This window comes from Psychroserpens mesophilus (genome assembly GCF_050617655.1).
GTDB lineage: Bacteria > Bacteroidota > Bacteroidia > Flavobacteriales > Flavobacteriaceae > Psychroserpens > Psychroserpens mesophilus_A.
In genome coordinates, this window is the sequence record NZ_JBODQC010000014.1 from 1 (window position 1) to 23716 (window position 23716).

The 23716-nt window shown below is 33.7% G+C and carries 24 protein-coding genes; 10 read left to right on the forward strand and 14 right to left on the reverse strand.

What is annotated here, in order from left to right; all coding sequences use genetic code 11:
* Positions 1-253: 253 nt before the first annotated feature.
* From ACRHNM_RS15410 to ACRHNM_RS15455, 10 genes are all read left to right on the forward strand, one after another.
* Positions 254-463, forward strand: a complete 210-nt coding sequence (locus tag ACRHNM_RS15410; RefSeq protein WP_431137551.1) for a helix-turn-helix domain-containing protein — start codon at positions 254-256, stop codon at positions 461-463.
* Positions 456-1760 (forward strand): DNA adenine methylase, encoded by a 1305-nt coding sequence (locus ACRHNM_RS15415; protein ID WP_431137552.1) that lies wholly within the window; start codon positions 456-458, stop codon positions 1758-1760. Before ACRHNM_RS15410 ends, ACRHNM_RS15415 begins: the two co-directional genes overlap by 8 nt.
* A complete protein-coding gene (locus tag ACRHNM_RS15420) occupies positions 1757-2998 on the forward strand; it encodes a DNA methyltransferase (protein ID WP_431137553.1) in 1242 nt (413 codons plus the stop codon). The genes ACRHNM_RS15415 and ACRHNM_RS15420 overlap by 4 nt, the downstream gene beginning before the upstream one ends.
* Before the next feature lie 2 nt (positions 2999-3000).
* Entirely contained in the window at positions 3001-4764 is a 1764-nt protein-coding gene (locus ACRHNM_RS15425) for an AlwI family type II restriction endonuclease (protein WP_431137554.1), read from the forward strand.
* A gap of 1357 nt (positions 4765-6121) precedes the next feature.
* Positions 6122-6559, forward strand: a complete 438-nt coding sequence (locus tag ACRHNM_RS15430; RefSeq protein ID WP_272973347.1) for a hotdog fold thioesterase — start codon at positions 6122-6124, stop codon at positions 6557-6559.
* A 313-nt stretch (positions 6560-6872) separates the two neighbouring features.
* Complete coding sequence (locus tag ACRHNM_RS15435; RefSeq protein ID WP_431137555.1) at positions 6873-7229, forward strand: hypothetical protein; 357 nt, start codon at positions 6873-6875, stop codon at positions 7227-7229.
* Between the two features lie 249 nt (positions 7230-7478).
* Positions 7479-7853, forward strand: a complete 375-nt coding sequence (locus ACRHNM_RS15440) for a hypothetical protein (RefSeq protein ID WP_185098744.1) — start codon at positions 7479-7481, stop codon at positions 7851-7853.
* A gap of 270 nt (positions 7854-8123) precedes the next feature.
* Entirely contained in the window at positions 8124-8555 is a 432-nt protein-coding gene (locus ACRHNM_RS15445; protein WP_431137556.1) for a hypothetical protein, read from the forward strand.
* A 271-nt stretch (positions 8556-8826) separates the two neighbouring features.
* Positions 8827-9768 carry a hypothetical protein gene (locus ACRHNM_RS15450; protein WP_431137557.1) on the forward strand — a complete coding sequence of 314 codons (942 nt, stop codon included), beginning with the start codon at positions 8827-8829 and terminating at the stop codon, positions 9766-9768.
* A gap of 156 nt (positions 9769-9924) precedes the next feature.
* Positions 9925-10377 carry a hypothetical protein gene (locus ACRHNM_RS15455; protein WP_431137558.1) on the forward strand — a complete coding sequence of 151 codons (453 nt, stop codon included), beginning with the start codon at positions 9925-9927 and terminating at the stop codon, positions 10375-10377.
* Positions 10378-10611: 234 nt separating this feature from the next.
* Here the strand turns inward: ACRHNM_RS15455 and ACRHNM_RS15460 are convergent, their stop codons facing one another.
* The 14 genes from ACRHNM_RS15460 to ACRHNM_RS15525 form a co-directional block, all read right to left on the reverse strand.
* Positions 10612-11253 (reverse strand): DUF6266 family protein, encoded by a 642-nt coding sequence (locus tag ACRHNM_RS15460; RefSeq protein WP_431137559.1) that lies wholly within the window; start codon positions 11251-11253, stop codon positions 10612-10614.
* A gap of 88 nt (positions 11254-11341) precedes the next feature.
* Positions 11342-11815, reverse strand: coding sequence for a DUF6943 family protein (locus tag ACRHNM_RS15465; RefSeq protein ID WP_431137560.1), 474 nt, complete (start codon positions 11813-11815; stop codon positions 11342-11344).
* A gap of 231 nt (positions 11816-12046) precedes the next feature.
* Positions 12047-12343, reverse strand: coding sequence for a helix-turn-helix domain-containing protein (locus ACRHNM_RS15470; RefSeq protein ID WP_431137561.1), 297 nt, complete (start codon positions 12341-12343; stop codon positions 12047-12049).
* 835 nt (positions 12344-13178) lie between these two features.
* Complete coding sequence (locus ACRHNM_RS15475; RefSeq protein ID WP_431137562.1) at positions 13179-15128, reverse strand: heavy metal translocating P-type ATPase; 1950 nt, start codon at positions 15126-15128, stop codon at positions 13179-13181.
* Between the two features lie 45 nt (positions 15129-15173).
* A complete protein-coding gene (locus tag ACRHNM_RS15480) occupies positions 15174-15722 on the reverse strand; it encodes a hypothetical protein (RefSeq protein WP_248400095.1) in 549 nt (182 codons plus the stop codon).
* Positions 15723-15892: 170 nt separating this feature from the next.
* Entirely contained in the window at positions 15893-16159 is a 267-nt protein-coding gene (locus ACRHNM_RS15485) for a hypothetical protein (RefSeq protein WP_248400097.1), read from the reverse strand.
* Positions 16160-16184: 25 nt separating this feature from the next.
* A complete protein-coding gene (locus ACRHNM_RS15490; protein WP_248400099.1) occupies positions 16185-16544 on the reverse strand; it encodes an STAS/SEC14 domain-containing protein in 360 nt (119 codons plus the stop codon).
* A 209-nt stretch (positions 16545-16753) separates the two neighbouring features.
* A complete protein-coding gene (locus tag ACRHNM_RS15495) occupies positions 16754-18070 on the reverse strand; it encodes an APC family permease (RefSeq protein ID WP_237608732.1) in 1317 nt (438 codons plus the stop codon).
* A gap of 80 nt (positions 18071-18150) precedes the next feature.
* Positions 18151-18585 (reverse strand): Fur family transcriptional regulator, encoded by a 435-nt coding sequence (locus tag ACRHNM_RS15500; RefSeq protein WP_256476201.1) that lies wholly within the window; start codon positions 18583-18585, stop codon positions 18151-18153.
* Positions 18586-18624: 39 nt separating this feature from the next.
* Complete coding sequence (locus ACRHNM_RS15505) at positions 18625-21150, reverse strand: heavy metal translocating P-type ATPase (RefSeq protein WP_237608730.1); 2526 nt, start codon at positions 21148-21150, stop codon at positions 18625-18627.
* Positions 21151-21159: 9 nt separating this feature from the next.
* On the reverse strand, positions 21160-21507 hold the full coding sequence (locus ACRHNM_RS15510; RefSeq protein ID WP_154192127.1) for an STAS/SEC14 domain-containing protein: 348 nt from the start codon (positions 21505-21507) through the stop codon (positions 21160-21162).
* A gap of 44 nt (positions 21508-21551) precedes the next feature.
* Entirely contained in the window at positions 21552-21974 is a 423-nt protein-coding gene (locus ACRHNM_RS15515; RefSeq protein WP_154192128.1) for a Fur family transcriptional regulator, read from the reverse strand.
* Between the two features lie 16 nt (positions 21975-21990).
* Positions 21991-22329, reverse strand: a complete 339-nt coding sequence (locus ACRHNM_RS15520) for a P-II family nitrogen regulator (protein WP_076547108.1) — start codon at positions 22327-22329, stop codon at positions 21991-21993.
* A gap of 115 nt (positions 22330-22444) precedes the next feature.
* The gene (locus tag ACRHNM_RS15525; RefSeq protein WP_154192130.1) at positions 22445-23701 is read right to left on the reverse strand and encodes an efflux RND transporter periplasmic adaptor subunit; all 1257 of its coding nucleotides are present in this window, start codon (positions 23699-23701) and stop codon (positions 22445-22447) included.
* Positions 23702-23716: the final 15 nt, after the last annotated feature.

Here is a 23716-nt window from a genome sequence, read left to right on the forward strand (position 1 = left end):
TATAAAACACCGAATATGATATATTTAAAAACAGCGTAAATCAATTTTAACCTGTAGCCATATTTCAGGACAAGACAGCTCTGAAAAGCCAACAGCACAGTCAAGCACATTTCATTTTGCTCGTGCCTCACAAAATAAAAAGAGCTTGCCTTTCCCACCGCATATTAAAACTGAATGATAGTTTTTATACTCATTTAGTGAGTATATTGAAAATGTTCTTTACATTAGTGGACTGAATTAAAAAAATTCAAAAATGAACCGAATAAAAGAGGTTTTAGAACAGAAAGGAATAAAGCAAATTTGGTTGTCTGAACAATTAGGAAAGAGCTACAATATGGTTCACTCTTACGCTCAAAATAAAAGACAACCAAGTTTAGAAGATTTATACAAAATAGCTGAAATACTAAATGTCGAAGCCAAAGAATTATTAATAGAAAGAACCAAGTATAAGAATGTTGAATAGTATAGAGGTTAAAGAAAAGAGGACTCCAAGTTGTAATTTAGATGAATTATACATCCATTTTGACGAAAAATTTAATTTAAGAACTGATGAAAAATTTGCCTCTTTGGTTAATTTTTCATTACATAAAGATTTACCTTTTCAAAGATGGCATTATTATCAAGAAGGGTATTCACCTGACCTTGTAAATGAAATATTTACATACCTTAATTTAAATCCAAAAGAATCTGTGATTTTCGACCCTTTCACAGGTTCAGGTAGCACTCTAGTATCTGCCCAAGAAAACGGTATTGATGCTCTAGGAATTGAATTAAACCCTTTTAGTTTTTTTATGGCTCAAGCAAAAACTAAAAACTATTCTTCTAATGTGATTGAACTTTGTGAAAAATTCGAAATTCCTCCTTACAGAGAAATTAAGAATGTTTATGAAGATTATGAACTTTCAATGATTGAAAGATTATATTCAAAAGAAAACTTAACGAAAATCGAGCTAATTAGAAAAGCTATAGAAAAAATAAAAGATGATGACGCAAAAATAATTTTAAAAGCTACTTTATTCTCTCTTCTAGAATTTTGCTCTAACTATAAAAAAGGAGGTAATGGACTTAAAAAAAGAAAGAAAACTAACGATGCAGATGTCTTTGTAGAATTTAGCAAGAAATTAAATCAAATTTTAGAGGACATTAAAGGAAGGAAATCAGATTCAAAAATTAAAATATTTAATTCTAATGTAACAGAATTAGATAATCTTATTGCAGACAATTCAATTGATCTATCAATCTTTTCTCCACCATATGCAAATTGTTTTGACTATTTCGAAGTATATAAAATTGAATTATGGATTGGGAAGTTTGTAAAAGATTACAAAAATTTAAGAACATTAAGAAAATCTGCTCTAACTTCTAATTTAAATGCAAACTTGAAACAAGATAAGTCTATCGATGAAATTAAATCCTCTATTTTCAAAAATGTTATTGGACAAATTGGAGAGGAAAAATTATGGGATAAAAGAATACCAAAAATGTTAATGCTATATTTTATTGATATGCAAAACGTAATTAAAGACCTTTATTCCAAACAAAAAAACAACAGTTTCGTAGCGATTGTTGTTGGTAATTCTGCATATGCTGGGATTCCAGTTGCAACAGATTTAATATTAACAGAAATAGCTACTAACTGTGGTTTCAAAGTAAAAGAATTAATTGTAGCTAGAAAGAACGAAACTTCTTCTCAACAATATGCCAAAATAGGAAGTTTGGTAAAATATATTCGTGAATCAATTATTATTCTTGAAAAATGATAAGTGTAGAAAAACTTCCTAATATAGATAACATTGAAAACAATGAAATATATGAGATTTTAACAAACAATGTTGGTTATTTTACTCATTCATTTTTCAAATATCCAGCAAAATTTATACCGCAAATTCCTGCTTGGGCTATAGACAACTTTACAAATACAGATGATATTGTTCTTGACTGTTTTGCTGGCTCTGGAACAACACTAATAGAAGCTTCTCTTAAAAGCAGAGAATGCTTGGGTGTTGATTTTGATGAAATTAGCAGGCTTTTATCGAGGGTAAAAAGTACAAAACTTTCAAAAAAAGATATTAAACTTATCAAAACAATTTTATTAAAATTTGATAAAGAAAAATACATAGATAAACCTCTCCCAAAACTTAAAAATCTTAATCATTGGTTTCCTGAAAAAAACATAAAAAGTTTAAATGCATTATACTTTTATATTATTGAACTAAAGGCATCAAAAAAAATAATAGATTTTCTTTTGGTTTGCTATATAAGTTCTATTAGAAAAAGTTCTTATTCTGATGAGCAATCTCCAAAACCATATATATCAACTAAACATAAAAAAGAACCAAAAGAAACAGTACAACTGTTCAATACAATAGTTGAGAAATACATAGAAAAATTAGATACTGATGACTTTAATTTACATTTTAAAGCAAAATTTATTGGCAACGATGCTAGAAATTTCAAAGCAAAAAAATATTACAATAAAGTTAAATTAGTTTGTGCTTCACCACCTTACATAAATGCATTTGATTATGTAAGGATTTTAAGGTTAGAAAATGTTTGGCTTCGAAATCTCGATGATAATAATATTATTGAGCACAAAAAAAATCAAATAGGTACAGAACAAATTTATGCCAATGAATACAATGAGCTAACCCATAAATTTGGTATTGCAGAATTAGACAATAAAATAGATGAACTATATAAAATTGATAAAAAGAGAGCGCATATAGTATGTAAGTACTTTGTAGATATGGAAGAAAACATAATAAACATCAGAAAATATTTAAAAGAAGACGGTTCATACGTTTTAGTAGTAGGAGACTGTGAGATTCGGAAAATTGTATTTCCAGTTTACAAATATCTAATTGAACTTGCAGAAAAAAATAAATATAAAAACTCAAAAGTTTTTTCCTACTTAATAAGAAATCCTTATTTGAGAATACCTAGAAAAAAAAGAGGCGGATTAATTAAATATGATAGAATTATTGTTTTAAATAAATAAAAATGGCTCAAAAAAATAGAGATAAAGAATATTGGCTAATACCAAAACGCGCAAACTTACATCAATCTGTAGTGTTATTAAAGGGTATTTTAGATTCTAATTATAATGGTAAAACTTGGAACGGTTCTAAACAAGATAGATTGGGATCATATCTAGGTAAAAATGGAGCTACAAAAAATGGTAAAAATATTACTCCTCAATCTTTAAGAACTTTATTAGCTAGTATTCCACAATATTTTGGTTTTACATTTATAAATACAGACACAACTCCAAATTCACTTTTTGTAACTGAAGCTGGACACACTATTGTGAAAGAACTAGAATCCTTTCTTGAGGATTATGATTATCCGAATTTAAAAGAAGCAGAAAAAGATGGTGGAACTATTAATTTTTCGGAAACATATCTAAAGCAATTTTTTAAACTACAATTAACGAATCCAGTTATTTTGAAAGACTGTGAAGGAATACTAGTTTTTCCCTTAATTTTTACTTTGAAAGTATTAAAGAAAACAAGATATTTAACTCGTGAAGAAATTGCACTATTTGTATTTAGAAGCAAATCTCAAAATGATATTGATTTTATTTCTCTTGAAATAGAAAATTTTAGAAATTTAGAATACAAAAAACAACTGAAATTAGTTGATGCATTTAAACAAACTCACCTCGGAAATATTTCTTTAGTAAAAGCTTCTTCATCAAGTTATTATGAAAAACTATGCAGTTTTACTGGTCTAATAAAAAAGTCTTCACTAGTCATAGGAAATAGTTCAGACAATAGGAAAGTGAATACAATTGAAATTATTTCTGAAAAAGAATTTATAATTGACCAAATGCTAAATGACTATAATTCGGAACCTTATGATTTTAAAGACAATTTAAGCTTATGGTTACAGTATATTGGTAATACAGAAGTTCATAATACACCTAAAGATATTACAATCTCAAATAAAACTAGCAACGAACAATTAGTTGTAGTTTCAGAAAATAATTTAATTATTAATGGTAATTTAATTAATCCTGATGATGTTATTCAATTTCCAGCTATTGAAAAAAATAATTATGTAATCAATATTTATAACAAATCTGATGGTTCAATCGCAGAAACAATAAATTATACCTTTTCTGATAAAGATAAAATAGAAATAAAAAATATTAACACTGATAATGTTAATGAATTAGACGTAATAGATATAGAAGAAGAAATTATTGAACATATAAATTCAAAAGGATTTTCATATGACTATTTAAAATACATTTCAATAATAAGTGAGATTGTTAATAAAAATCTTCAGAAAAGCAAGAATTTAAGAGGCTCCAGACTTGAATATTTATTTTATAAATATTTTGAAAATTTAGAAAACAATAGCATCATTGACGAAGTTATTTGGAATGGTAAAATTGGCCAATATGGAATTCCGACTCCATCACCTGGTGGACCAACGGGTTCTCCTGACATTCTTTTATTTATTGATGATATGATAGTAGTTGTTGAGCTAACAACAATAAAAGGAAAATCACAACAATGGTCAGCCGAAGGAGCATCAGTTCCTGACCACATTAGACTAGTAGAGGAAAAATATCCTGACAAAAAGATTTTTGCACTTTATTTAGCGCCAATAATTCACGAAGAAAGAGTAACGAAAGGTATGCTTTCAAGGTTAGAAGATTATGAATCAAAATTACACTGTTTAGAAATTGAAAAGTTTTTAAATTACTCTAGTAAGTTTAGTCAAAAAAATGATTTTATCGAGTTTTTAGAATCTTAGTGCAAGTCAATGTTCAAGCACATTTATTTTTTTCGTGCCTCAAAAATAAAAAAGCTTTCACGCCAACGCTAGCAAGTTTGCGGAAGAAAAGCCAGTGTACAACAACGTATATAAAAAATAGCGGTTTAATCGCTTAATCGAAAGTAAATGAATAAATTAGAGGTCAGTTATAAACCGAAAAGTTAGTGCTTAAAACCCGCTACTTTTCATATACAAGCACGTTAGTAACAATAGCTCCGAAAATCGTAACTCCTAACATAAAAAGTTTTTAAAATTTAAAATTATCGGATTTACTTACTCAAACTCGGAAATTTATTTTTCATCAAAAAGAACTTAATTATTCATCAATTAATTTTAATATTAATAATATTAGAATTTTACTCTTGCGGATTTTTGAGCTGGTTTGTGGAAAGACCTCTACATCAAAAAGTATTATATAATCAACTATTATATTAAAATCAAATTAATCGGAATCCTACTCTTTCGCAATTTCTTACTCAAAGGATAAATGCTACAAAGAGTTTTACAAACACTTTTCGCTATCAATGGTAAAAGCAAAACTTGAGTTTAGCTTTTTTCGCTTTTTATTGTCCAATCTTTATCGCTTAACTGATTCTGATTACTCAATCGTGTCGCTACAGTAACTAACAGCGTGTATAACTAATTGCTGGTGTTGTGTGTACTCGGAAAATCCTATCGGATTTTCCTAATGGTTCGTTTCTTTTTTGCTAACTTAGTTCTCGCCAACGCAACTAGCCATAACACGAACACGTTAGTAACAATAGCTCCGAAAATCGTAACTCCTAACATAAAAAGGTTTTAAAATTTAAAATTATCGGATTTACTTACTCAAACTCTGAAATTTATTTTACATCAAAAAGAACTTAATTATTCATCAATTAATTTTAATATTAATAATATTAGAATTTTACTCTTGCGGATTTTTGAGCTGGTTTGTGGAAAGACCTCTACATCAAAAAGTATTATATAATCAACTATTATATTAAAATCAAATTAATCGGAATCCTACTCTTTCGCAATTTCTTACTCAAAGGATAAATGCTACAAAGAGTTTTACAAACACTTTTCGCTATCAATGGTAAAAGCAAAACTTGAGTTTAGCTTTTTTCGCTTTTTATTGTCCAATCTTTATCGCTTAACTGATTCTGATTACTCAATCGTGTCGCTACAGTAACTAACAGCGTGTATAATTAATTGCTAGGTCTCGCCTGCTTACGAATATTCCTGCGGAATATTCTATCTGTGTTTTATTTACTAAATTAGTTGCTAAATCACGCAACTAACCATACACAACACGTTACCAGCAAGCAAAAAACAAAGATTAAAACCGAAAGAAATGATAGAAAATAACATAGAATTTATTAAACAAGTAATTGAAAAAAATATTCCAATTCATAATTTTTTAGGACTAAAATTGTTAGTCATAGAAAAAGGATTTGTAAGAGTAAGTGTCCCTTTTAGAGATGAAGTTGTTGGAGACATTAGAAAAAATAGATGGCACGGAGGAATTATTGCAACAATAATGGATTCAGTTGGTGGAATTGCTGGCGGAACTCATTTCAAATCTTTTGACGATAAATTAGCAACAATTGATTTAAGAATAGATTATCTAAAAGGAGCAGAAGCATCATCTATAATTGTAGAAGGTAAAATTGTTAGATTGGGAAATAGAATACTTGTTACGAAAATGAAAGCCTTCCAAAATGATGAATTAATCGCTGAAGGAAAAGGTGTCTATAATTTTATACGTATTGATAATTCAACTAAGAAGTAATAAGTAACTCGAAATTAGATAGAAATTAGGATAATAGGATTTATTCGAGTGCCAAAATAAATGACTGAATTAAAAGTTAAAAAAATTATGGGTATAATAAAGCCAGCAGGTAACACGGTATAAAAATAATAAGGGTTAAGTGCCAAACCCAAAGTCGGTGCATATTAACAAAGTCCGCCAAATTTACAATTTGACGGTTTAAAGAAAATTAAAGAAAAAATTGTAAATTTGGCTAAGTGCTAAACTTGAAAGTAAGTGCGTTTTAATCCCTTACTATTCTTATACTAGCCGTTAGCTTTAATTATTCCGAAAAATGAAAATCGTAACCGAAAAAATAAATAGCGAACCGAATCATTCCATCTCGAAAAAAGATGTGAAAGCGATTATCGAAGTTATTCCTGATGATTGGATTGGTATTGCTCACATTTTTTCAATTTCTTCTCAACTCTTTGATAATTCGAATTGGGATCGACCAGTTATTCAGAATAACACAACGTTCAAAATATTATCACGCGGAATTGACCGAAACGAAATAATAAAAGAATTACTAATTGAATTGGCTATTAATCCAACCAAAACGTATCCACCAAAAGGACATTCTTTGACCAAATCGCAACGGAAAAAATTAGAGGAATTGATAATGCCATATTATAATAAATTGACTGAATAAAACGGAATTATTACTCAAGCGGAATTTGAGCAAGTTTGCGGAATTGAAAAGTGGAATAACAACAAAACGTGCTCTCTCAAATGTGTCACAACTAAAGCTAACACCGTGTATAACTAATTGCTAGTCAGTGTGTACTCGGAAAATCCTAGCGGATTTTCCTACTGGTTCGTTTCTTTTTGCTAACTTAGTTCTCGCCAACACAACTAGCCATAACACGAACACGTTGTAGCCAATTTAAAAATCACGATTATGAAGAAAATTGCGAAGATTATTTTAATTAGTTTCAGCTTAATTATTTTAATAATTGCTGTCCTAATTTTTAGACCTGTCCCAATCGTATCTGAAGATAGAACTATTTCGGAAAGCGGAATTGTAACGGAAATTTATAGCAATAAAGGTAATGACGTTATTTTCGTAATGGAAAATACTGAACGTAGATTTTACATTAATAGAGGATTGGAAAATGGATTAGAATTAAACAATCTGAAAGAAAAATTAATCGGAAATCCAATCGTTGTGAAATATCCTAAATATTGGACACCACTCGACTGGAATAATAGCGTTAGACATATTTCTAAAGTTGAGTTTAACGATGAAATAGTATTTAACGAACTGAAAAAATAAAAAAACTGGCTACAACAATGTATAAAAATAATTGCGGTTTAGTGCCTAATTAAAGGTCGTTGCGTGTTTGTTACGTCTGAATTTCCTTCGGAAATTCCTCGCACGCAAACCCGCAACTATTCTTATACGCAAACGTTGCCAGCAATTTGAGAAAAATCGTAATTTGAATTGAAAAAGAGAAAAAAATTCAATTTTCTTGAGTTTTAATTAAAGTATTCGGAATTGAAAATACGGGTTGAATTAAATATGCGGAATAAAAAACGAAACGAAATGAAAAGCAGAACGCTGAAAATATCAACTTTTGTCGTAATTGTATTTTTGGTTTCTTGTTCAGCCAATAGGGAATTAATCGGAAAAGAAAGTACGGAATTTGGAGACGTTAAATTTTATATAGAAAATTATTTAGATTTAAAAGATAACAACTACAAAAAAGGCGTTTTAGCGAAATTCAAAAATTCGACTTATTACAGTTTTTATCCCAATGAAATTATTAAAACTAAAACAAAGGAAAAACATTTATTTTATACGCTAACTTTTGGAGAAATTACGAGTGAATTAAAACAGACGGAATATTTTCAAGAGTTATCAAAAATTGATTCTTTGATTTTATCAAAAGGAGATGAAATTTTGGATTCGCTAAAGTGGACTAATTATAAAAAATCAAAAGGAGCATCTGGATTTATAACCGAAGTGAGCCAATAAATGAATGAATAAACTGAATAAAAACTGCTGGCAACAACGTGTATAATTCATTGCTAGTTAAAGGTTACTTACGAAAGTCCTCGCGGACTTTCTATCTGTGATTTATTTGCTAACTTTAGTGCTTAAACACGCAACGAAATCATACACAAAACCGTTGCCAGTAATTTGAGAAAACCGAATCTGCTTGTTTACTCATTCAAAAGCACTGTTCACTCATTCAACTTTTTTATTTCTTTAAGTATGATTTAGATTTGATTTGAATATTTAGATTATGAAAAAAACATTACTACTTACTTTTCTGCTATTTTCGATATTAACATTTGGGCAAAAGGTTACTGTTAAAGGAATTGCATTAGACTCAACTAATGGATTTCACAAAGTTCAAATCACAATTAATGATACAATACATAAATACTTAAAGAACGCTGAATTGAATATTGATGAATACAAACAACTATATTCAAATAAAAATTATGCAGTACAAGCCGATAAAAAAGGGAGATTTAAAATTAAAGCTTTACTAAATGATTCTTTATACTTTAGATATAATCATCAAATAACGCAAGCGTATTTAGTTTCAGATTTGATTTTAAGAGATAAAATCAAAATAGTCTTGGAACCTGAAAAATGTGAAGAATATGTTCCTTGTAAAGAGGAAAGTCCTAAATTATATGTGTTTATTGGAAAAAAAATAAATGTAGATTACGCTAAAAGAAAATATTATTGTAATCGAATTTCTATGAATTCCAAGTTTGACGCAGAGTATAAAATAGTAGAAAACTTATATGGCGATTTTAAAAAAGACACAATAAATTTTGTCGCTTATGACCATTACGGAAAACCAGCATTCTCTGAATTTGAACACGTCATACTTTATGTAGCAGAATATTGCGGAGAACTTATCCACGTAAAATACCAATACAATAATGTTTACAAAACAAAGGACGGAAAATGGGCTTCGCCATATCAAGGGTTTGACTATAAAAAATTGGATTCTTTGAGTATCAAAAAGCCTATTAAAATAGAATTTAAAGAAGAGATAACTTTTGAATTTGAAAAAGATACTGACACGTTATGGTTTGACCAACGTTTCCCTAAACCATATTATGAAACGAATGGATTTAAAGCCAAAGCAGTTTATGGGAATTATGCAATTGACATTTTTGAAATAAAGAAAAAGACGGATTTAAAAAGCAGAGGATTCTTTGAATAAAAACTACTGGCAACACCGTATATAATTTATTGCCAGTTCTAGCCTACTTACGAAAATCCTCGCGGATTTTCTATTCGGATTTTATTTGCTAAATTAGGTGCTTAAACACGCAACAAACCATATACAACAACGTTGCCACACATTTAAAAAAAATAAATGAGTTGTATTTTAAGAATAGATGGAATTGATTTCAGAGTTGATGATTTTATAAAATCAACTGACTTAAAACCATATAGAATATATCGAAAAGGAGACAAAATTAAAATTGGAAAAAAGAAAATACAGGACTCAAATGGTTGTTCTTTTGACTTAAGCGAAACAGGTTTTAAAGACTTTGAGCAACAGAAAAAAGATGTAATTGAATATCTGAATAAAAATTTCCTGCAATTAAATACAGTTTACTCATTTGGATTAAAGAATGATGAAAACCCAACAATAGATTTTGGAATTGAAAACTTAATGATGGATTTTTGGTGTCAAACTGAATACCTAGATCCTAAACTATTGAAATTAGTTGGTAATCTTAATTTTGGAATTGAAATAAGTTTATATCGACCTAACCCTTTAGATATAGAAAATATGGAATTAGAAACGGATAAAAAAACGTGAGGCAACAACGTGTATAACCAATTGCTTGGTTCTAGCCTACTTGGAAATTCCTAAGGGAAATTAAGAAACCCTTATTTATAAGGGATTTCAATTAAAAAGGCAACAATAAGGCAACAAATATTTGATTATAAGAACTAATCAAAGGAAAGAAATAATAGATAAAATTAAGAACTTATTAAACGGTAAAAATAAAACCGTTCGTGTAGAACGGTTTTATAATTTAAACATCAACCGTTAATTAGCTGTTCCAGAGCCTAAATAAACGCTGTTTGAGACGATACTACCATCAGCAGTAATAAATGCCATAAAAAGCTCAACAGTATCACCTGCATAGGTACTTGGAATTGTAATGATTTGAGATCCTACAGTTCTATCTGCACCATCAAGAATATACATTGATTCTTTTTTACTTGGATTGTAAACTAAAATCATTGCTTTATCAGTTGCATTTGCATTACCTTCAGCAGAGTTATCATCCCAAGTAAATTCTACTTGTCCCGCAGTTGCTAAATCTGTTGCAGGGTTCAATGCTCCAGATAGATTACCTCTACTTAATAAAGCTAAAGAATAATCTACAGTAAAGTTTGGTGCAGCTCCTGTAATCGCATTATTCAATACATAAGACATTGCTGCATTAAACTCTGTTTTTTGCACCGCATAAGATTTATACCCTTTCTTGATAAAACCTAAATTCGGTTGAAGATACTCCAAAGTAACAGTAAACTTGTTTCTTTGGTTAACTTGCCCCTCTGTACGTGGATTTGCCACGCTTGAGGGTTTGATTCTCAAATAGTCAATACCTTTCCAAGAAGCACCAACTACGTTTCCTACTTTACCTGATACACCGCCCAGGATTCCTTGTGAAATTACACCCATAACATATAAAATTTAAAATTAATACTTGTTCGAAGTTGGTACGGACTTGGTATAGCCTTTCACCAACACAAGTAATATATGGCAAATTCTATGCTAATAGATTGATTAGGTTTTTGTTGCCCTTTGTTGCCCGATTTTGCTTTTTATGAAATAAACTTTGAATATATGACACCTTTAAATCTGCCATTTTTGAAATGACTTTTTGTAATTCTGCTTCTTTTCTGCTAATAGCTGACACAATACTAATATGCTTCTGCAACTCTTTAGATTCATTTAGTAATGAAGTGTAGCCATCTTTAAGCGTGTTTCTGCAATCATTTATAGAAATGAAAGGAATAACACTACCTTTCAGATAATAAGCATAGAAACCGCCTATTTGTAGCATCATCGATAAATGATAAAGGGTGTGCTTTTCTTCTTCGGTTGGTACAGTTACCACAAAGCAATTAGGACACGGATTTATTAAAGGCTTTCCGCTGTTTTGCCCTTTGTTCAGGATAAAAAAATGAGGTTGCGAGTAGGTTCTTCCGATTTGGTGTGTTTTCAGTTCAAAAGTTGACATAGCTATCCAATTTAAAATTGCTTCGCTACGCTTCGCACCATTAATTTTTTAAAAGAAAAACAATAAAAAAAGAAAGCCGTATGTTCTTGTGGCGTGGATAAGGCTGTCAAGGTTTTTGGAAAAAATACTACCCTCTTTTTTAAATAATATTGGGGTGGAGATTTTTTTCAAAACCCGTAGGGCGTGACCTTTATAGCCTTGCGCGTTGGCTGTGGTAGCCACATATATTTGCTACCTTTTTTTATTTATTTTTTGTTGTTCTAACACATCTAATATGTCTTGCTTTTTGTAAAAAATTCTGTTGCCCATACGAATTGGATTTAAAATACCGTGTTTATTCCAGGAGTGTATTGTTACTAAACTTATCTTTAAATAATCGGCTACTTCTTGTCTTGTTAGGATTTCATCATTTTGTTTTTTAGATAATTCTTTGAGGTAGTTTTCAATTTTAAACATTAGTTTATCTGCTACCGCATCTGCTAATTCATCTACTGTAACTTCTGTGATTTGAATTGTTTTTGTAATCATCTTGTTTTCTTTTTAGTTAATTCATTTCCACTTTTTGGGGAATAAATTCTTAAAAAAATAGGTTATCACCAATTTGAGCGTGGGATGAAGCGTTTGTATGGGTAGCGTTTTAAATAGTTGTTTGATAAAACAGCATTTAAACAAGCTACTTATACAGGACTTTTAGGCAATAGCTTTTTGTTTTTTTGAGGTACGATAAAAAGCAATATGCTATGTCGTATTACTGCATTTTCTTAACCTATTTTTTTATAACCGCTGACTTGGGTGGTGGGGAAAAGTGGACTTTTATATTTGTTAACGAAATGAAACAAACAAAGACTTGAGGTAAGGAATACTTGGACTTAACGATGGTTTTGTGCAGTTTGAATGAGATAACCAATATAATACTAAACTTAATCAATCTTTTAAATTTGCTATTGTTTAATGCTTGTTCAAAATATGGTTATATGTTCGGATGTGAGCGTTGGAATAGCGGATATTTTACATAATACCAGTTATAGCGACAAAAATATAATAAAACGCCGTAGGCTACCTTTGAAAGGATTTTTGCTCCTATAACTTGTATTATGTAAACATAGCTTGGGGTAGTTTTTGGTGTGAGGGATGGCAACAGCTCTTTACTCACGTCACTTCTATTTTAAATTAAGGTGTTCGTGAATGCTGCGCATTTGTCTTTTTTATTGTACTACTTTTAAAATATAATAGCAAATAAAATAAGCAATGTGCTGTGTGAGGGTTGGCAACCAAAAACTACAAGTGCGGTGGATAGCGGAACAAAACAAAAGACAGAGGATTTTGAGGTACGAAAAAACTGGGTTTTGGGTTGTGGGGACAATTACCAACTCATTCGTTGTAATCTAACTGCATTTAAAATTGCTAATAATGCTACTCCTACATCTGCAAAAACTGCTTCCCACATTGTAGCTAAACCACCTGCTCCTAAAATTAAGACAATGACTTTAACACCAAAAGCTAAAATGATATTCTGCCAAACAATTTTTCGTGTGGAACGACTTATTTTAATGGCTCTAACAACTTTTGAAGGTTGGTCGGTTTGAATGATAACGTCTGCTGTTTCAATAGCTACATCACTACCCAAACCACCCATTGCAATTCCAACGTTACTTGCTGCTAAAACAGGCGCATCGTTTATACCATCCCCTATAAATGCTACTTTATTTTCAGGATTCTTTTTTAATATTTCAACTTCGTTTAACTTATCTTCTGGTAATAAACCACCTTTAGCATTTTCAATATTTAGTTCTTTAGCGACTTGTTGAGTAATGGAATCTTTATCACCAGAAAGCATCATAATATTTTTAATGCCTACTTTGTGTAATGCTGTAATTGTTTCTTTTGCATCTTCCTTTAATTCATCTGCTATGACTACATAACCTGCAAATTGATTATCGATTGCAACTAATACTATCGATTCTACAATAGATTCCGTTTCCGTTGGAACATTTATATTATTCGCAGTCATTAAGGCTTTATTTCCTACTAAAACTGTTTTACCATTTACAATTCCTTTTAATCCTTTACCTGCAATTTCAGAAACGTCTTGAGCTTCAAAATCTTCTCCTTCTGATTTATACTCTAAAATTGCTTTAGCAATTGGATGCGTGGATTGTTCTTCCATCGCCATTAAATATTGCATAAATTCGGTTTCTTTCCAATCAATTGCTTTTACTTCTTTGATTTTAAAAACACCTTTAGTTACGGTTCCTGTTTTGTCCATTACCAAAGTATTTATCTTGGTCATTGCATCTAAAAATGAAGCACCTTTAAATAATATTCCATTTTTTGAAGCTGCTCCCAATCCACCGAAATATCCTAATGGAATTGAAATCACTAACGCACAAGGACAAGATATTACCAAGAATATTAATGCTCTGTATAACCAATCTCTAAATATATAATCATCTACAAAAAAGTAAGGTATAAAAGTAACACCAATAGCTAAAAACACTACAATTGGTGTGTAGATACGAGCAAACTGTCTGATGAATAATTCTGTTTTAGATTTACGTGCTGTTGCATTTTGAACCAAGTCTAATATTCTCGCAATAGAACTGTCTTCAAACTTATTGGTTACCTCAACTTCAATAACGCTTTCCAAATTAATACTACCCGCGTAAACCTTTGCTTCTTTTTGAATGGAATCTGGTTTGCTTTCTCCTGTTAACGCAGCTGTATTTAAAGATGCTTTTTCGGATAATAAAATGCCATCCAATGGAATTTTTTCACCTACACGAATTTGAATTTTCTCTCCAATATTGACAACTTCAGGCGAAACACTTTTATAATCTCCCTCACGAAATACATTGGCTTCTTTAGGTCTAACATCTAATAATGCTTTTATATTTCCTTTTGCACGATTTACAGCAGCACTTTGAAATAATTCGCCTACTGCATAAAATAGCATTACTGCAACACCTTCGGGATATTGGCCAATTACAAATGCACCAATGGTAGCGATGGACATTAAAAAGAACTCTGTAAAAAAGTCGCCTTTTTTAATGCTTTCCCATCCTTCTTTGATTACTGGAAGTCCAACAGGTAAATAAGCGGCACCATACCAAATAATTCGTATCCCATCTTTAAAAAAAGGCATATCAAAATAATCCAGTATTATACCAATAATAAGCATTGCAAAACTTATAATGGCGGGAATATAGACCTTGAAGTTATATGATGAAGCACTGTGATTGTGTCCATCATCGTGGTTATGCTCTTTTTCCGAACTTGGTTTTAAATCTCTTAAATTAACTTTCTTTTTTTTCATGATTAAGCTATTGTGTTTTGCTTTTAAAAGCTTTGATGCTAAATATTATTGTTTATCCAATTTTAACACTAATTGTGCAAATTGCACCTCTATGGTATCATCGATACCCTCTATTAAGGAATCCAACCCCGTATTTGAAACCAATAATTGTCCAGATGCGCTTATCAGGCAGGACATACTTAATCCTTGTTCTATATGGGTAATGGTTGCTTTAAATTGTGATTTAAAAGATTTCCCTTGATAAGTAATAACTATTAGCCAATTAAATTTGATAGGGTCGTGCCGTTTTGACAAAAAATCCTGTGATGGAATTGTACCAGTAAACCGAAGCATTAATGGGTCTTCCTGTTCTTGTAAAATGGCATTGATTTTAGAACTATTTGTTGATAAAGATTTGAGGTCAAGGACGCCGTTTACGACTTTGGAATCATAATCAAGATATAGTGCCAATTTATGGCTTTCTGCCTTGATGGGTTTATCATCAACCAAAGTCATCATCATAATATGACCTTCTTCAGTTGTATAAACTTTTTGGGCGTTTACCTTATAATAACTAACCAACAAGATTATTAAAAAACAATGTTTAATATTCATAATTCCCATCTTTACTTGTATAATTAAAAAAAGCAGCTTCTACTTTTGCTTTTAATGCTATTAATCATTTTGCCTTAAAAAAGCATCATAAAAGCTGCCTGCTATTAATTAAGTTTTCACTTAATATATTTTAAATAAAAAATTTCGCTCTTTCCTGTAACGATTTACCGCTACTTGTTATCTATATCCTTTTTTCTTTTACCGAAATAATAAATCAGCGCAACACTTGCACCTAATAAACCAAACAGCGTGTTCTCAAAAATTTGATTTCCATTGATATTCAAAATTTCAATGACATTGTTTATTAAATATTGCCACCAATTAATTTCATAATTCTGTCTGCTAAACGTGAAAATTGTTACCCCAAAAGGTTGAAGGATAAAAACACCTACTGCAAACCCAATTAAAATGGTAATAAGAATGTTTTTTTTATTCATCGCCTGTCTTTTACGGTTATAAACTTTACTGGCTTTCAATCCAATTTTTGGCGTCTTCCTTTTGGTCTAAATTGAAATACTTAATTTCTGCGTTGGTAAAAGGCTTCATAAATTGGGTTATCCAATTCTGCCATTTTTTATCTCCAACCATAGCAATCTTTTCATAGTCCCTGGCGTGGGCTGTGTCCATTTTAAGGTCTTCCCATAAACCAGGTAAATCCCAACCCGTGAAGTTGTCCATCTCAAAATACCAACGGACTTTCATTCCCTTGTCCAGTATGGCGTGGATAAGTGGATGGATTTTTTCTATATCTTCTTTTCTCAATTTGCCCGAAGCTTTTGTTGCAACAATATTTTTTTCTTTTAATTCGATTATCTGTAACATTTTATATAGTTTTTAATTGATAATTATCCTTCTAAATCGTAAAACCATTCTTCCGCCCTTATGATGCCTTCCGATAAAGCTTCTTTTGCTGAAATATCTTTTTTTTCAATTAGTTATTTTGCTATGGACAGGGCTTTTTTACGGACAATAGGATTTAAGGCATCTAGGTCAGTTTTAAAATCTTCGAACATCCAATCCATAGCTTCATTTTAATGGTTAAAAAGTTCCTTTTCTTTTTCAGGGTCTATTTCATCCTTTGACTTTTTGTCCAAAAAATAATCAAGCACAATACCCACGATAATAGCACCTACGAACGCTGCATAAACCTGCCAATTAAATTGGATTATCAGTGATAGACTTATAAGTATCGCCAAAATGGGTAAAATCGGCACTCGTCTTATAGCCAAAGGAACTTTAAATGGTCGTTCTTGCTCTGGTGCTTTAAACCGAAGCACGATAAGTGCGACATTTACGGCAACAAAAACAAGCAAAGCACCCAATGACGACATTCCTGCAACAATCTTAATATCGCCCAACAATAAAAATCCGGCAACTGCTGCCATAACTATAATGGTAGTGACCCACGGTACTTTCTGTGCATTGGTTTTGGTCATAAACTTTGGAAGTTCGCCCACGCTTGCCATTCCAAAAAGCAATCTACTTATGGATATGATACCACTAAAAGCAGCATTAGCCGTAGCAAAAAGTGCAGCAATAGCCAATACCACAGGCAACCAATTGTTGAGATTGGAAGCTGCAAGCGATAGTGGCGAATCCACATTTGCCAAAGCGGAAGGGTCTGCAATGTTCAAAACCGTAAAAGCAATAAATAAGTAAATTGTAGTAGTTATTACCATAGTCATTAAAAATGCGCGGGGTATTGTTTTTCCCGGGTTCTTAACTTCCGAACCCAAAGCTGCCATATGTTCAAAACCGGTATAGATAAAGAACAATGTAGCTGTGGCCGCCAAAGTTCCAGAAATCGATTCCACCTGAAAGAATTCTGCTTTGGGTGGACCAGTTTCCAAAAGCCCAAATACTATCAATAATAACAATCCCAAAAGTTGAATGCTGACCATAATAATATTTGCTGTCGACGATTTTGTGATGCCTGTAATACTAATTAATGACAACACCAATAAAATGCCATAACTTATTAGAAGAGAGGGCATATTAAAAAACGTATTGAAATATCCCGAAAAGGCAAGTAGCACCGCTGCAATTGTGGCCGAACTATGAAACGCAATCGTCCAACCTGTTAGAAACGATGGAATGTCGATTTTTGGAAACGCTTTCCGTACAAAAATGAATTCCGCACCGGCGTTGGGATAGGTAGAGGATAACTCTGCATAGGACATTGCCGAGACACTTGCTGCAATGGCAGCAAAGATAAAACTTAACCAGAGGTCTGTTCCCGCTTGTCCAGCTGCTGCGCCGATTACCGTGTAAATTCCTGCGCCCACAATGGTGCCAACGCCATAAAAAGTGAGTCGAAGTGTTCCCAATGATTTTTTTAATTCTGCCATATTTTTTAGTTAAAGAGGGTGAAAGAAACCTGAACTGGACCATTGGGCGCAAGGGTTCAAGGTTCAAGTACTCCCACCTGTTATTTTTTCCTGCATTTTTCACATATTCCTTTCAAAACCAAGTTCACATCGTTCACTTCATAATCGTCTGGCAGGCTTTCTTCCGATATTTTATTTGGTAAACAGATGGTTTTCCTACAAACGGTACAATGAAAGTGCATATGTAAATCTGTACCGTATTTACCTTTGGCATTTTCATCAGAAATCGCATATTTTGCCACTCCTACACCATCATTAATCTGATGAATCAACCCTTTATCCTCAAAAATCTTGAGATTGCGATAAAAGGTAGTTCTGTTTGCTGTTTTATTGGTTTCGCTCTTTTGAACAAACGCCTTTTTCAAATCGGAAAAGGACATGGCACTTTGTTTCCTTTTCAGGAACTTGTATATCTTCGACCACATTTGAGTAGGTCGAATCCCTCGGTTTAAAAGTGTTTTTTCCGTCTTTGTCATTTTTAGCATTGATTCAAAAAGCAATCTTTTTTACTAAATTTATTTTTTATACGCTAAAAGCCTTAAGGCATTGAATACCACAAGTAGTGTTGAGCCTTCGTGGACTACCACCGCAATACCGATATTGGCAAGCCCAAAAATGGTTGAGGGTATAAGCAGGGCAACAATACCAAGACTGACCCAAAGGTTTTGCTTGATAATGGTCTTTGCCTTCCTGCTCAAACCTATGGCAAAGGGCAGGGTTTCCAGTTTATCGGCCATTAGGGCAATGTCAGCTGTTTCCAATGCCACATCACTGCCCGCTGCACCCATTGCGATACCTACGGTGCTGTTTGCCATTGCAGGGGCATCGTTCACACCGTCGCCTACCATTGCGACTTTGGATTCCTGTTCTTTTAATTTTTTAATGGCATCTACCTTTTCCTCTGGCAACAGGCTTCCCCAGGCATCGGTCAACCCAATTTCTTTAGCAACGGCATCGGCAACCTTTTGATTATCGCCAGTTAGCATTATCATCCGCTTAATACCGATTTCCTTTAATTTTTTAAGGGTTTCCTTGGCCGCTTCCCGTGGGGTATCCATCAGGGCGATGATACCTATATATTCTTTGTTCCTTCTTATGAGCATTGTGGTATTTCCACCACCTTCAAGTTCTTTTACTTTATTCGATATATCTTCGGATGGTTTTGCTTCATCGAGGTCTTCATACAAGTCAAGGTTTCCTATATAGATTTTATCCTTGCCCAAAGAAGCTTTGATACCTTTTCCGAGAACCGCTTCCAAATCTGACGCATCGGTAATATCAGTACCTTTCAGACGCTCTTTCCCATCCCTTACGACGGCTTTGGCCAAAGGGTGGTCGCTCAAGTTTTCAACGGCAACGGCTATCTTTAACAGTTCATTTTCTTCAATATTCCCCAGTGGTACTACTTCGGTAAGTTTGGGCTTGCCTTCGGTAAGTGTGCCCGTTTTATCAAAAGCCAAAGCGGTAATGACCCCTAAATCCTCAAGCGGTCGCCCACCTTTGATAAGTACACCGCCCCGTGCTGCCCGTGCCACACCGCTTAATACCGCACTTGGTGTTGAAATGGCGAGTGCACAAGGGCTGGCGGCTACCAATACTGCCATTGCACGGTAAAAACTGGCACTAAACGGTTCATCAATGACCAAAAAGGCAAAGAGTAGGATACCAACCAATATCAGTACGGATGGTACAAAGTATTTTTCAAACTTGTCGGTCAAAAGTTGGGTGGGGGATTTTTGGGTCTGTGCCTCGTTGACCAATTTGACCAGTCGGGACAGCGTAGAGTCTTTGGCTTCTTTGATTACCTTTATTTCCAAAGTATTATTACCGTTGATAGTTCCGGCAAAAACGCGGTTTTCGTCCTTGATATCATCGTCTGCCGAATAGTCCTTGCCCGTATCTTCCACAGGAATTTTGTCCACAGGTACACTTTCCCCTGTGATAGGTGCTTGGTTGACACTGCTTTTTCCATTGACCACAACACCATCGGCAGATATTTTACTGTTGGGTTTGACCACAATGATATCGCCTATACTTAATTTTTCAATCCCGACTTCTTCTGTCTTACCATCTTTTTTCAGCAATGCTGTTTTTGGTGCTAAATCTGCCAGTGCCGCAATGGACTTTCGGGCCTTTTCCATTGCATAATGTTCAAGGGCGTGCCCCAAACTAAACAGGAACAATAACAATGCACCTTCTGCCCATTCTCCCAGAATGGCTGCACCAATGGCGGCAACCAGCATTAAGAAGTCAATTTCAAAACCGCCTTTGGCAACCGTCTGTACTGCTTCCTTGGCCGTAAAGAAACCACCGAAAAAGTAAGCACCAATGTATAAAGTAAGACTGACCCAATCTGGGATGGATTCCACATAGGAAAGGCCGAAACCTATTCCGAGAAGTGCCCCACAGATAATGGAAAAAATAAGCTCCGTATTTTTACCGAAAATACCACCGTGGGCGTGCTCTTCTCCTTCCTCGTGGGTCTCGCCTTCTTTGTGCTCGTGTCCCTCGGTGGAAGTTTGCTCTTTAGTCTCTTCCTTCTTTGAACGCTCTTGTTTTTTGGATGCTTCGGTGTAATCATTTTCGTTTGAAGCACTGCGTTGAACCTGAAGGTCTTCCTTTTCAATTTGTTTGCTTATTTCATCAAAATTTGTTTGCTTTTTATCAAACTCAAGTCGTACCATTCCAGAGCCTGAAACGGAAGCTTCCAAAACTCCATTGATTGCCAAAAGGCTTCTCTCTATGGAACGAGCCTGTCTTGTGTGTCTGATTCCTTTAACTTCAATGAGCAAATGCCCGTATTTTTCGGTAATCTCGGCACCAGTACTTTCGGCGAGGGATTGAATGCGGTCAATGGAAATGATATCTGGGTCATAATGAAAACAGAGCTTTGGCACATCAGCTCCGTTTGCATCGGCAATGTGCACTTTTTCGATGCCCTCTTTAGCTTGTAGTTTTTGAATAAGCCTTTCAACACAAGAATCTTTTTCGTTAGGAACTTGCGGAAGGATGACCGGTATTTTTAGTTGTAGTTTTTCCATTTTTTATTTTTATTTTATCCACTCTTTGGCATCGTCTTTTTCTTCGGTCTTATAAAATTTTATATGAGCTTCTGAAAAAGGAAGCAATACCTCGGTAAATTGCTCTTGCCATTTAACGCTGCCCACCAAAGCAACTCGCTTTAAATGCTTTTCATTCGGAAGGTATAATTCAATTCCCTTCCAGTATGTCTCTGCTGCCCAACCTTCAAAATTTTGCATTTCAATGTACCAGAACACTTCCTGATATGCATTTATGTGTTCTGTTAAGACCGGTATCAAGTTTTCATAATCCTTGGCATCCAGCTTATTCTCTGCTACCATATATACAGTAGCCTCTTTTTTATAGATTGTTATCATTGCTCACTATTTATAAATGATAATTGAATTTAAAAACCAAACGTTTAATCCAAATTGCCACTGCATTTTTCGCAAATACCCTTTACCACCAAGTTAATGTCCTCCGTGATATAGCCATCAGGCAAGTTGATGTGAGGGATTTTATGCTCTGTTAAACAGACCGTTTCATTACAATTGTTGCAATGAAAGTGCAAATGAAGGTCGTTGCCGACCTCGCATTCACAATTTTCTTCGCAAAGGGCGTATTTTATAACCCCTGTCCCATCCTCGATTTGATGCACAATCCCTTTTTCTTCAAACGCTTTCATAGTCCTAAACAGGGTACTTCTTTCACTGATCTTAAAATCTTTTTCCAAATCGCCAAGGCTGATGGCAACATTCAACTCTGCCAACCGCTTATAGGTCATAAGGCGCATAGCTGTAGGTCGTATTCCTTTGCTTTCTAAAAATTGAACTATTTTTTCCATTTGTTTAGAAAGAGAATTACAGGTCGTAACGTTTTAAGGAATCTCCTGTTTTAATGTGAAACGCATCTTCTATATTAGCTATATAAATTATACCATCTCCAGGCCCGTCGGTTTTGGCGTTGGCTATAATTGTTTCAATGGCCGCTTGGGCTTCCTCATTTTGACAGACCAATTCCAATTTGACCACTGGACTATCTGTTACGTGAAAATCCAGCGACGGTCTGGCACCTTTTGCCTTGAACGCGCCCGTGCCTTCTGCTTGTGAAAGGGTCATACTTTCAAATCCATTGTCAGAAAGTGCTTCAATGACTCTTTGGATTCGGTTCGGTTTTATAAATGCTTTTATTTCTTTCATATTATTAACTTTTTAAATTTTTAATCAATTTTGAACCGAGTCTGTTTTATAATTTTTAACTAACTAATTAAGACGATAAACAAACTCGGAATCAAAACCTTTGATTATTATTGAATTAATGTCCGTGTTCCAGTTCGCCCTTTATCATTTCAGAAGACAGGTTATAAGCTCCGTTTATGACCACTTTGGCATCGGTTGAAACTTCGGCAGGCAGATTGACTTCAACAAAGCCTAAATCAGTAATACCAACCGTTACGGGTATCATTTTGAATTTCATTTTGCCTACTTCCATTTCCTCATCTTCATCCAAGATAAAAATAAAGGATTGCTCGCCTTCCTTTATAATGGCGGCTTCCGGAACGGCAAAACCCTTTTTCTCGCCCTGCACTATGCGCCCTTCTACATACATACCTGGCAAAAGATTTTTATCCTTGTTTTCTATATCAGCAAGAACTTCTATGGCTTTTGGGTCTGTCTCAAAAGTTTTACCTATAGACCGAACGGTTGCTTTAAGCAGTTCATCTGGGCGAGAGGCCGTGGAAAAATATATCTGTTGTCCTTTCTGGATTTGCTTTATGTCCTTTTCATAGACTTTGAAGTTTACATAAATTTTTGAATTATCGCTTATCGAGAACATTTTGGATTGTTGTGCCACGTAATCGCCAAGGCTAATCATTACTTCATCCACATAACCACTTATGGGTGTGGTAATGGGAACTGCGGAATATATCTGTCCTTCCGCCACTTTTTCCGGATTAATCCCCAACAACTTCAATTGGGCCCTCAAACCATTGACGCTGGATGTTGTGGAACGAAATTTTGATTGAGCCATTTGAAATTCCTTTCCCGAAGAAACGCCTTTGTCATAAAGCGTCTGCTTGCGTTCAAAATCCTGTTTCAAAAAGACCAGTTCGTCATTTTTTTCCTGATAGTCCTGTTGCATTGCAATGATATCCGGGTGTTCTATATATGCCAGCACTTGACCTTTGCTTACGTTATCTCCGGGTATTACTTTTATGGCACTCACATTTCCACCAACAAACGGGCTTATGTTCGCCTTGTCCTGTGGGAAAAGCTCCAGCGTTCCCGTTACCTTAATGTTGTTCCCTAAATTGCGTTCCTCCAAAGGTTTCATTTCCAAACCTATGGTTTCGGCCTGTTGCTTTGTAAGTTCCACAACGCCTTCTTCCTCGCTGTGACCTTCTTCTTCTCCTTCATTGTGGCCTTCATCGCCGTGTGCATCTTCCCCAGCTTCATTGGTTTTTGATACGCCTTCGGCTTCGTTATGCCCAAGTTCAGATTTTGGGGCATCATTACAACTCATAAACATAAGTGTAAATAATACGGTACTTACTAATAATATATTCTTCATTTTTCTTTTTTTAAG

Coding starts and splice junctions, on each gene's coding strand:
- ACRHNM_RS15460 (WP_431137559.1), bottom strand. CDS start 11,253: ATGGGTGTAATTTCACAAGGAATCCTGGGCGGTGTATCAGGTAAAGTA.
- ACRHNM_RS15495 (WP_237608732.1), bottom strand. CDS start 18,070: ATGGCAGAATTAAAAAAATCATTGGGAACACTTCGACTCACTTTTTAT.
- ACRHNM_RS15490 (WP_248400099.1), bottom strand. CDS start 16,544: ATGTTACAGATAATCGAATTAAAAGAAAAAAATATTGTTGCAACAAAA.
- ACRHNM_RS15470 (WP_431137561.1), bottom strand. CDS start 12,343: ATGATTACAAAAACAATTCAAATCACAGAAGTTACAGTAGATGAATTA.
- ACRHNM_RS15505 (WP_237608730.1), bottom strand. CDS start 21,150: ATGGAAAAACTACAACTAAAAATACCGGTCATCCTTCCGCAAGTTCCT.
- ACRHNM_RS15430 (WP_272973347.1), top strand. CDS start 6,122: ATGATAGAAAATAACATAGAATTTATTAAACAAGTAATTGAAAAAAAT.
- ACRHNM_RS15425 (WP_431137554.1), top strand. CDS start 3,001: ATGGCTCAAAAAAATAGAGATAAAGAATATTGGCTAATACCAAAACGC.
- ACRHNM_RS15445 (WP_431137556.1), top strand. CDS start 8,124: ATGAAAAGCAGAACGCTGAAAATATCAACTTTTGTCGTAATTGTATTT.
- ACRHNM_RS15485 (WP_248400097.1), bottom strand. CDS start 16,159: ATGAATAAAAAAAACATTCTTATTACCATTTTAATTGGGTTTGCAGTA.
- ACRHNM_RS15520 (WP_076547108.1), bottom strand. CDS start 22,329: ATGAAAGAAATAAAAGCATTTATAAAACCGAACCGAATCCAAAGAGTC.
- ACRHNM_RS15440 (WP_185098744.1), top strand. CDS start 7,479: ATGAAGAAAATTGCGAAGATTATTTTAATTAGTTTCAGCTTAATTATT.
- ACRHNM_RS15435 (WP_431137555.1), top strand. CDS start 6,873: ATGAAAATCGTAACCGAAAAAATAAATAGCGAACCGAATCATTCCATC.
- ACRHNM_RS15510 (WP_154192127.1), bottom strand. CDS start 21,507: ATGATAACAATCTATAAAAAAGAGGCTACTGTATATATGGTAGCAGAG.
- ACRHNM_RS15450 (WP_431137557.1), top strand. CDS start 8,827: ATGAAAAAAACATTACTACTTACTTTTCTGCTATTTTCGATATTAACA.
- ACRHNM_RS15515 (WP_154192128.1), bottom strand. CDS start 21,974: ATGGAAAAAATAGTTCAATTTTTAGAAAGCAAAGGAATACGACCTACA.
- ACRHNM_RS15500 (WP_256476201.1), bottom strand. CDS start 18,585: ATGACAAAGACGGAAAAAACACTTTTAAACCGAGGGATTCGACCTACT.
- ACRHNM_RS15455 (WP_431137558.1), top strand. CDS start 9,925: ATGAGTTGTATTTTAAGAATAGATGGAATTGATTTCAGAGTTGATGAT.
- ACRHNM_RS15475 (WP_431137562.1), bottom strand. CDS start 15,128: ATGAAAAAAAAGAAAGTTAATTTAAGAGATTTAAAACCAAGTTCGGAA.
- ACRHNM_RS15525 (WP_154192130.1), bottom strand. CDS start 23,701: ATGAAGAATATATTATTAGTAAGTACCGTATTATTTACACTTATGTTT.
- ACRHNM_RS15465 (WP_431137560.1), bottom strand. CDS start 11,815: ATGTCAACTTTTGAACTGAAAACACACCAAATCGGAAGAACCTACTCG.
- ACRHNM_RS15410 (WP_431137551.1), top strand. CDS start 254: ATGAACCGAATAAAAGAGGTTTTAGAACAGAAAGGAATAAAGCAAATT.
- ACRHNM_RS15480 (WP_248400095.1), bottom strand. CDS start 15,722: ATGAATATTAAACATTGTTTTTTAATAATCTTGTTGGTTAGTTATTAT.
- ACRHNM_RS15420 (WP_431137553.1), top strand. CDS start 1,757: ATGATAAGTGTAGAAAAACTTCCTAATATAGATAACATTGAAAACAAT.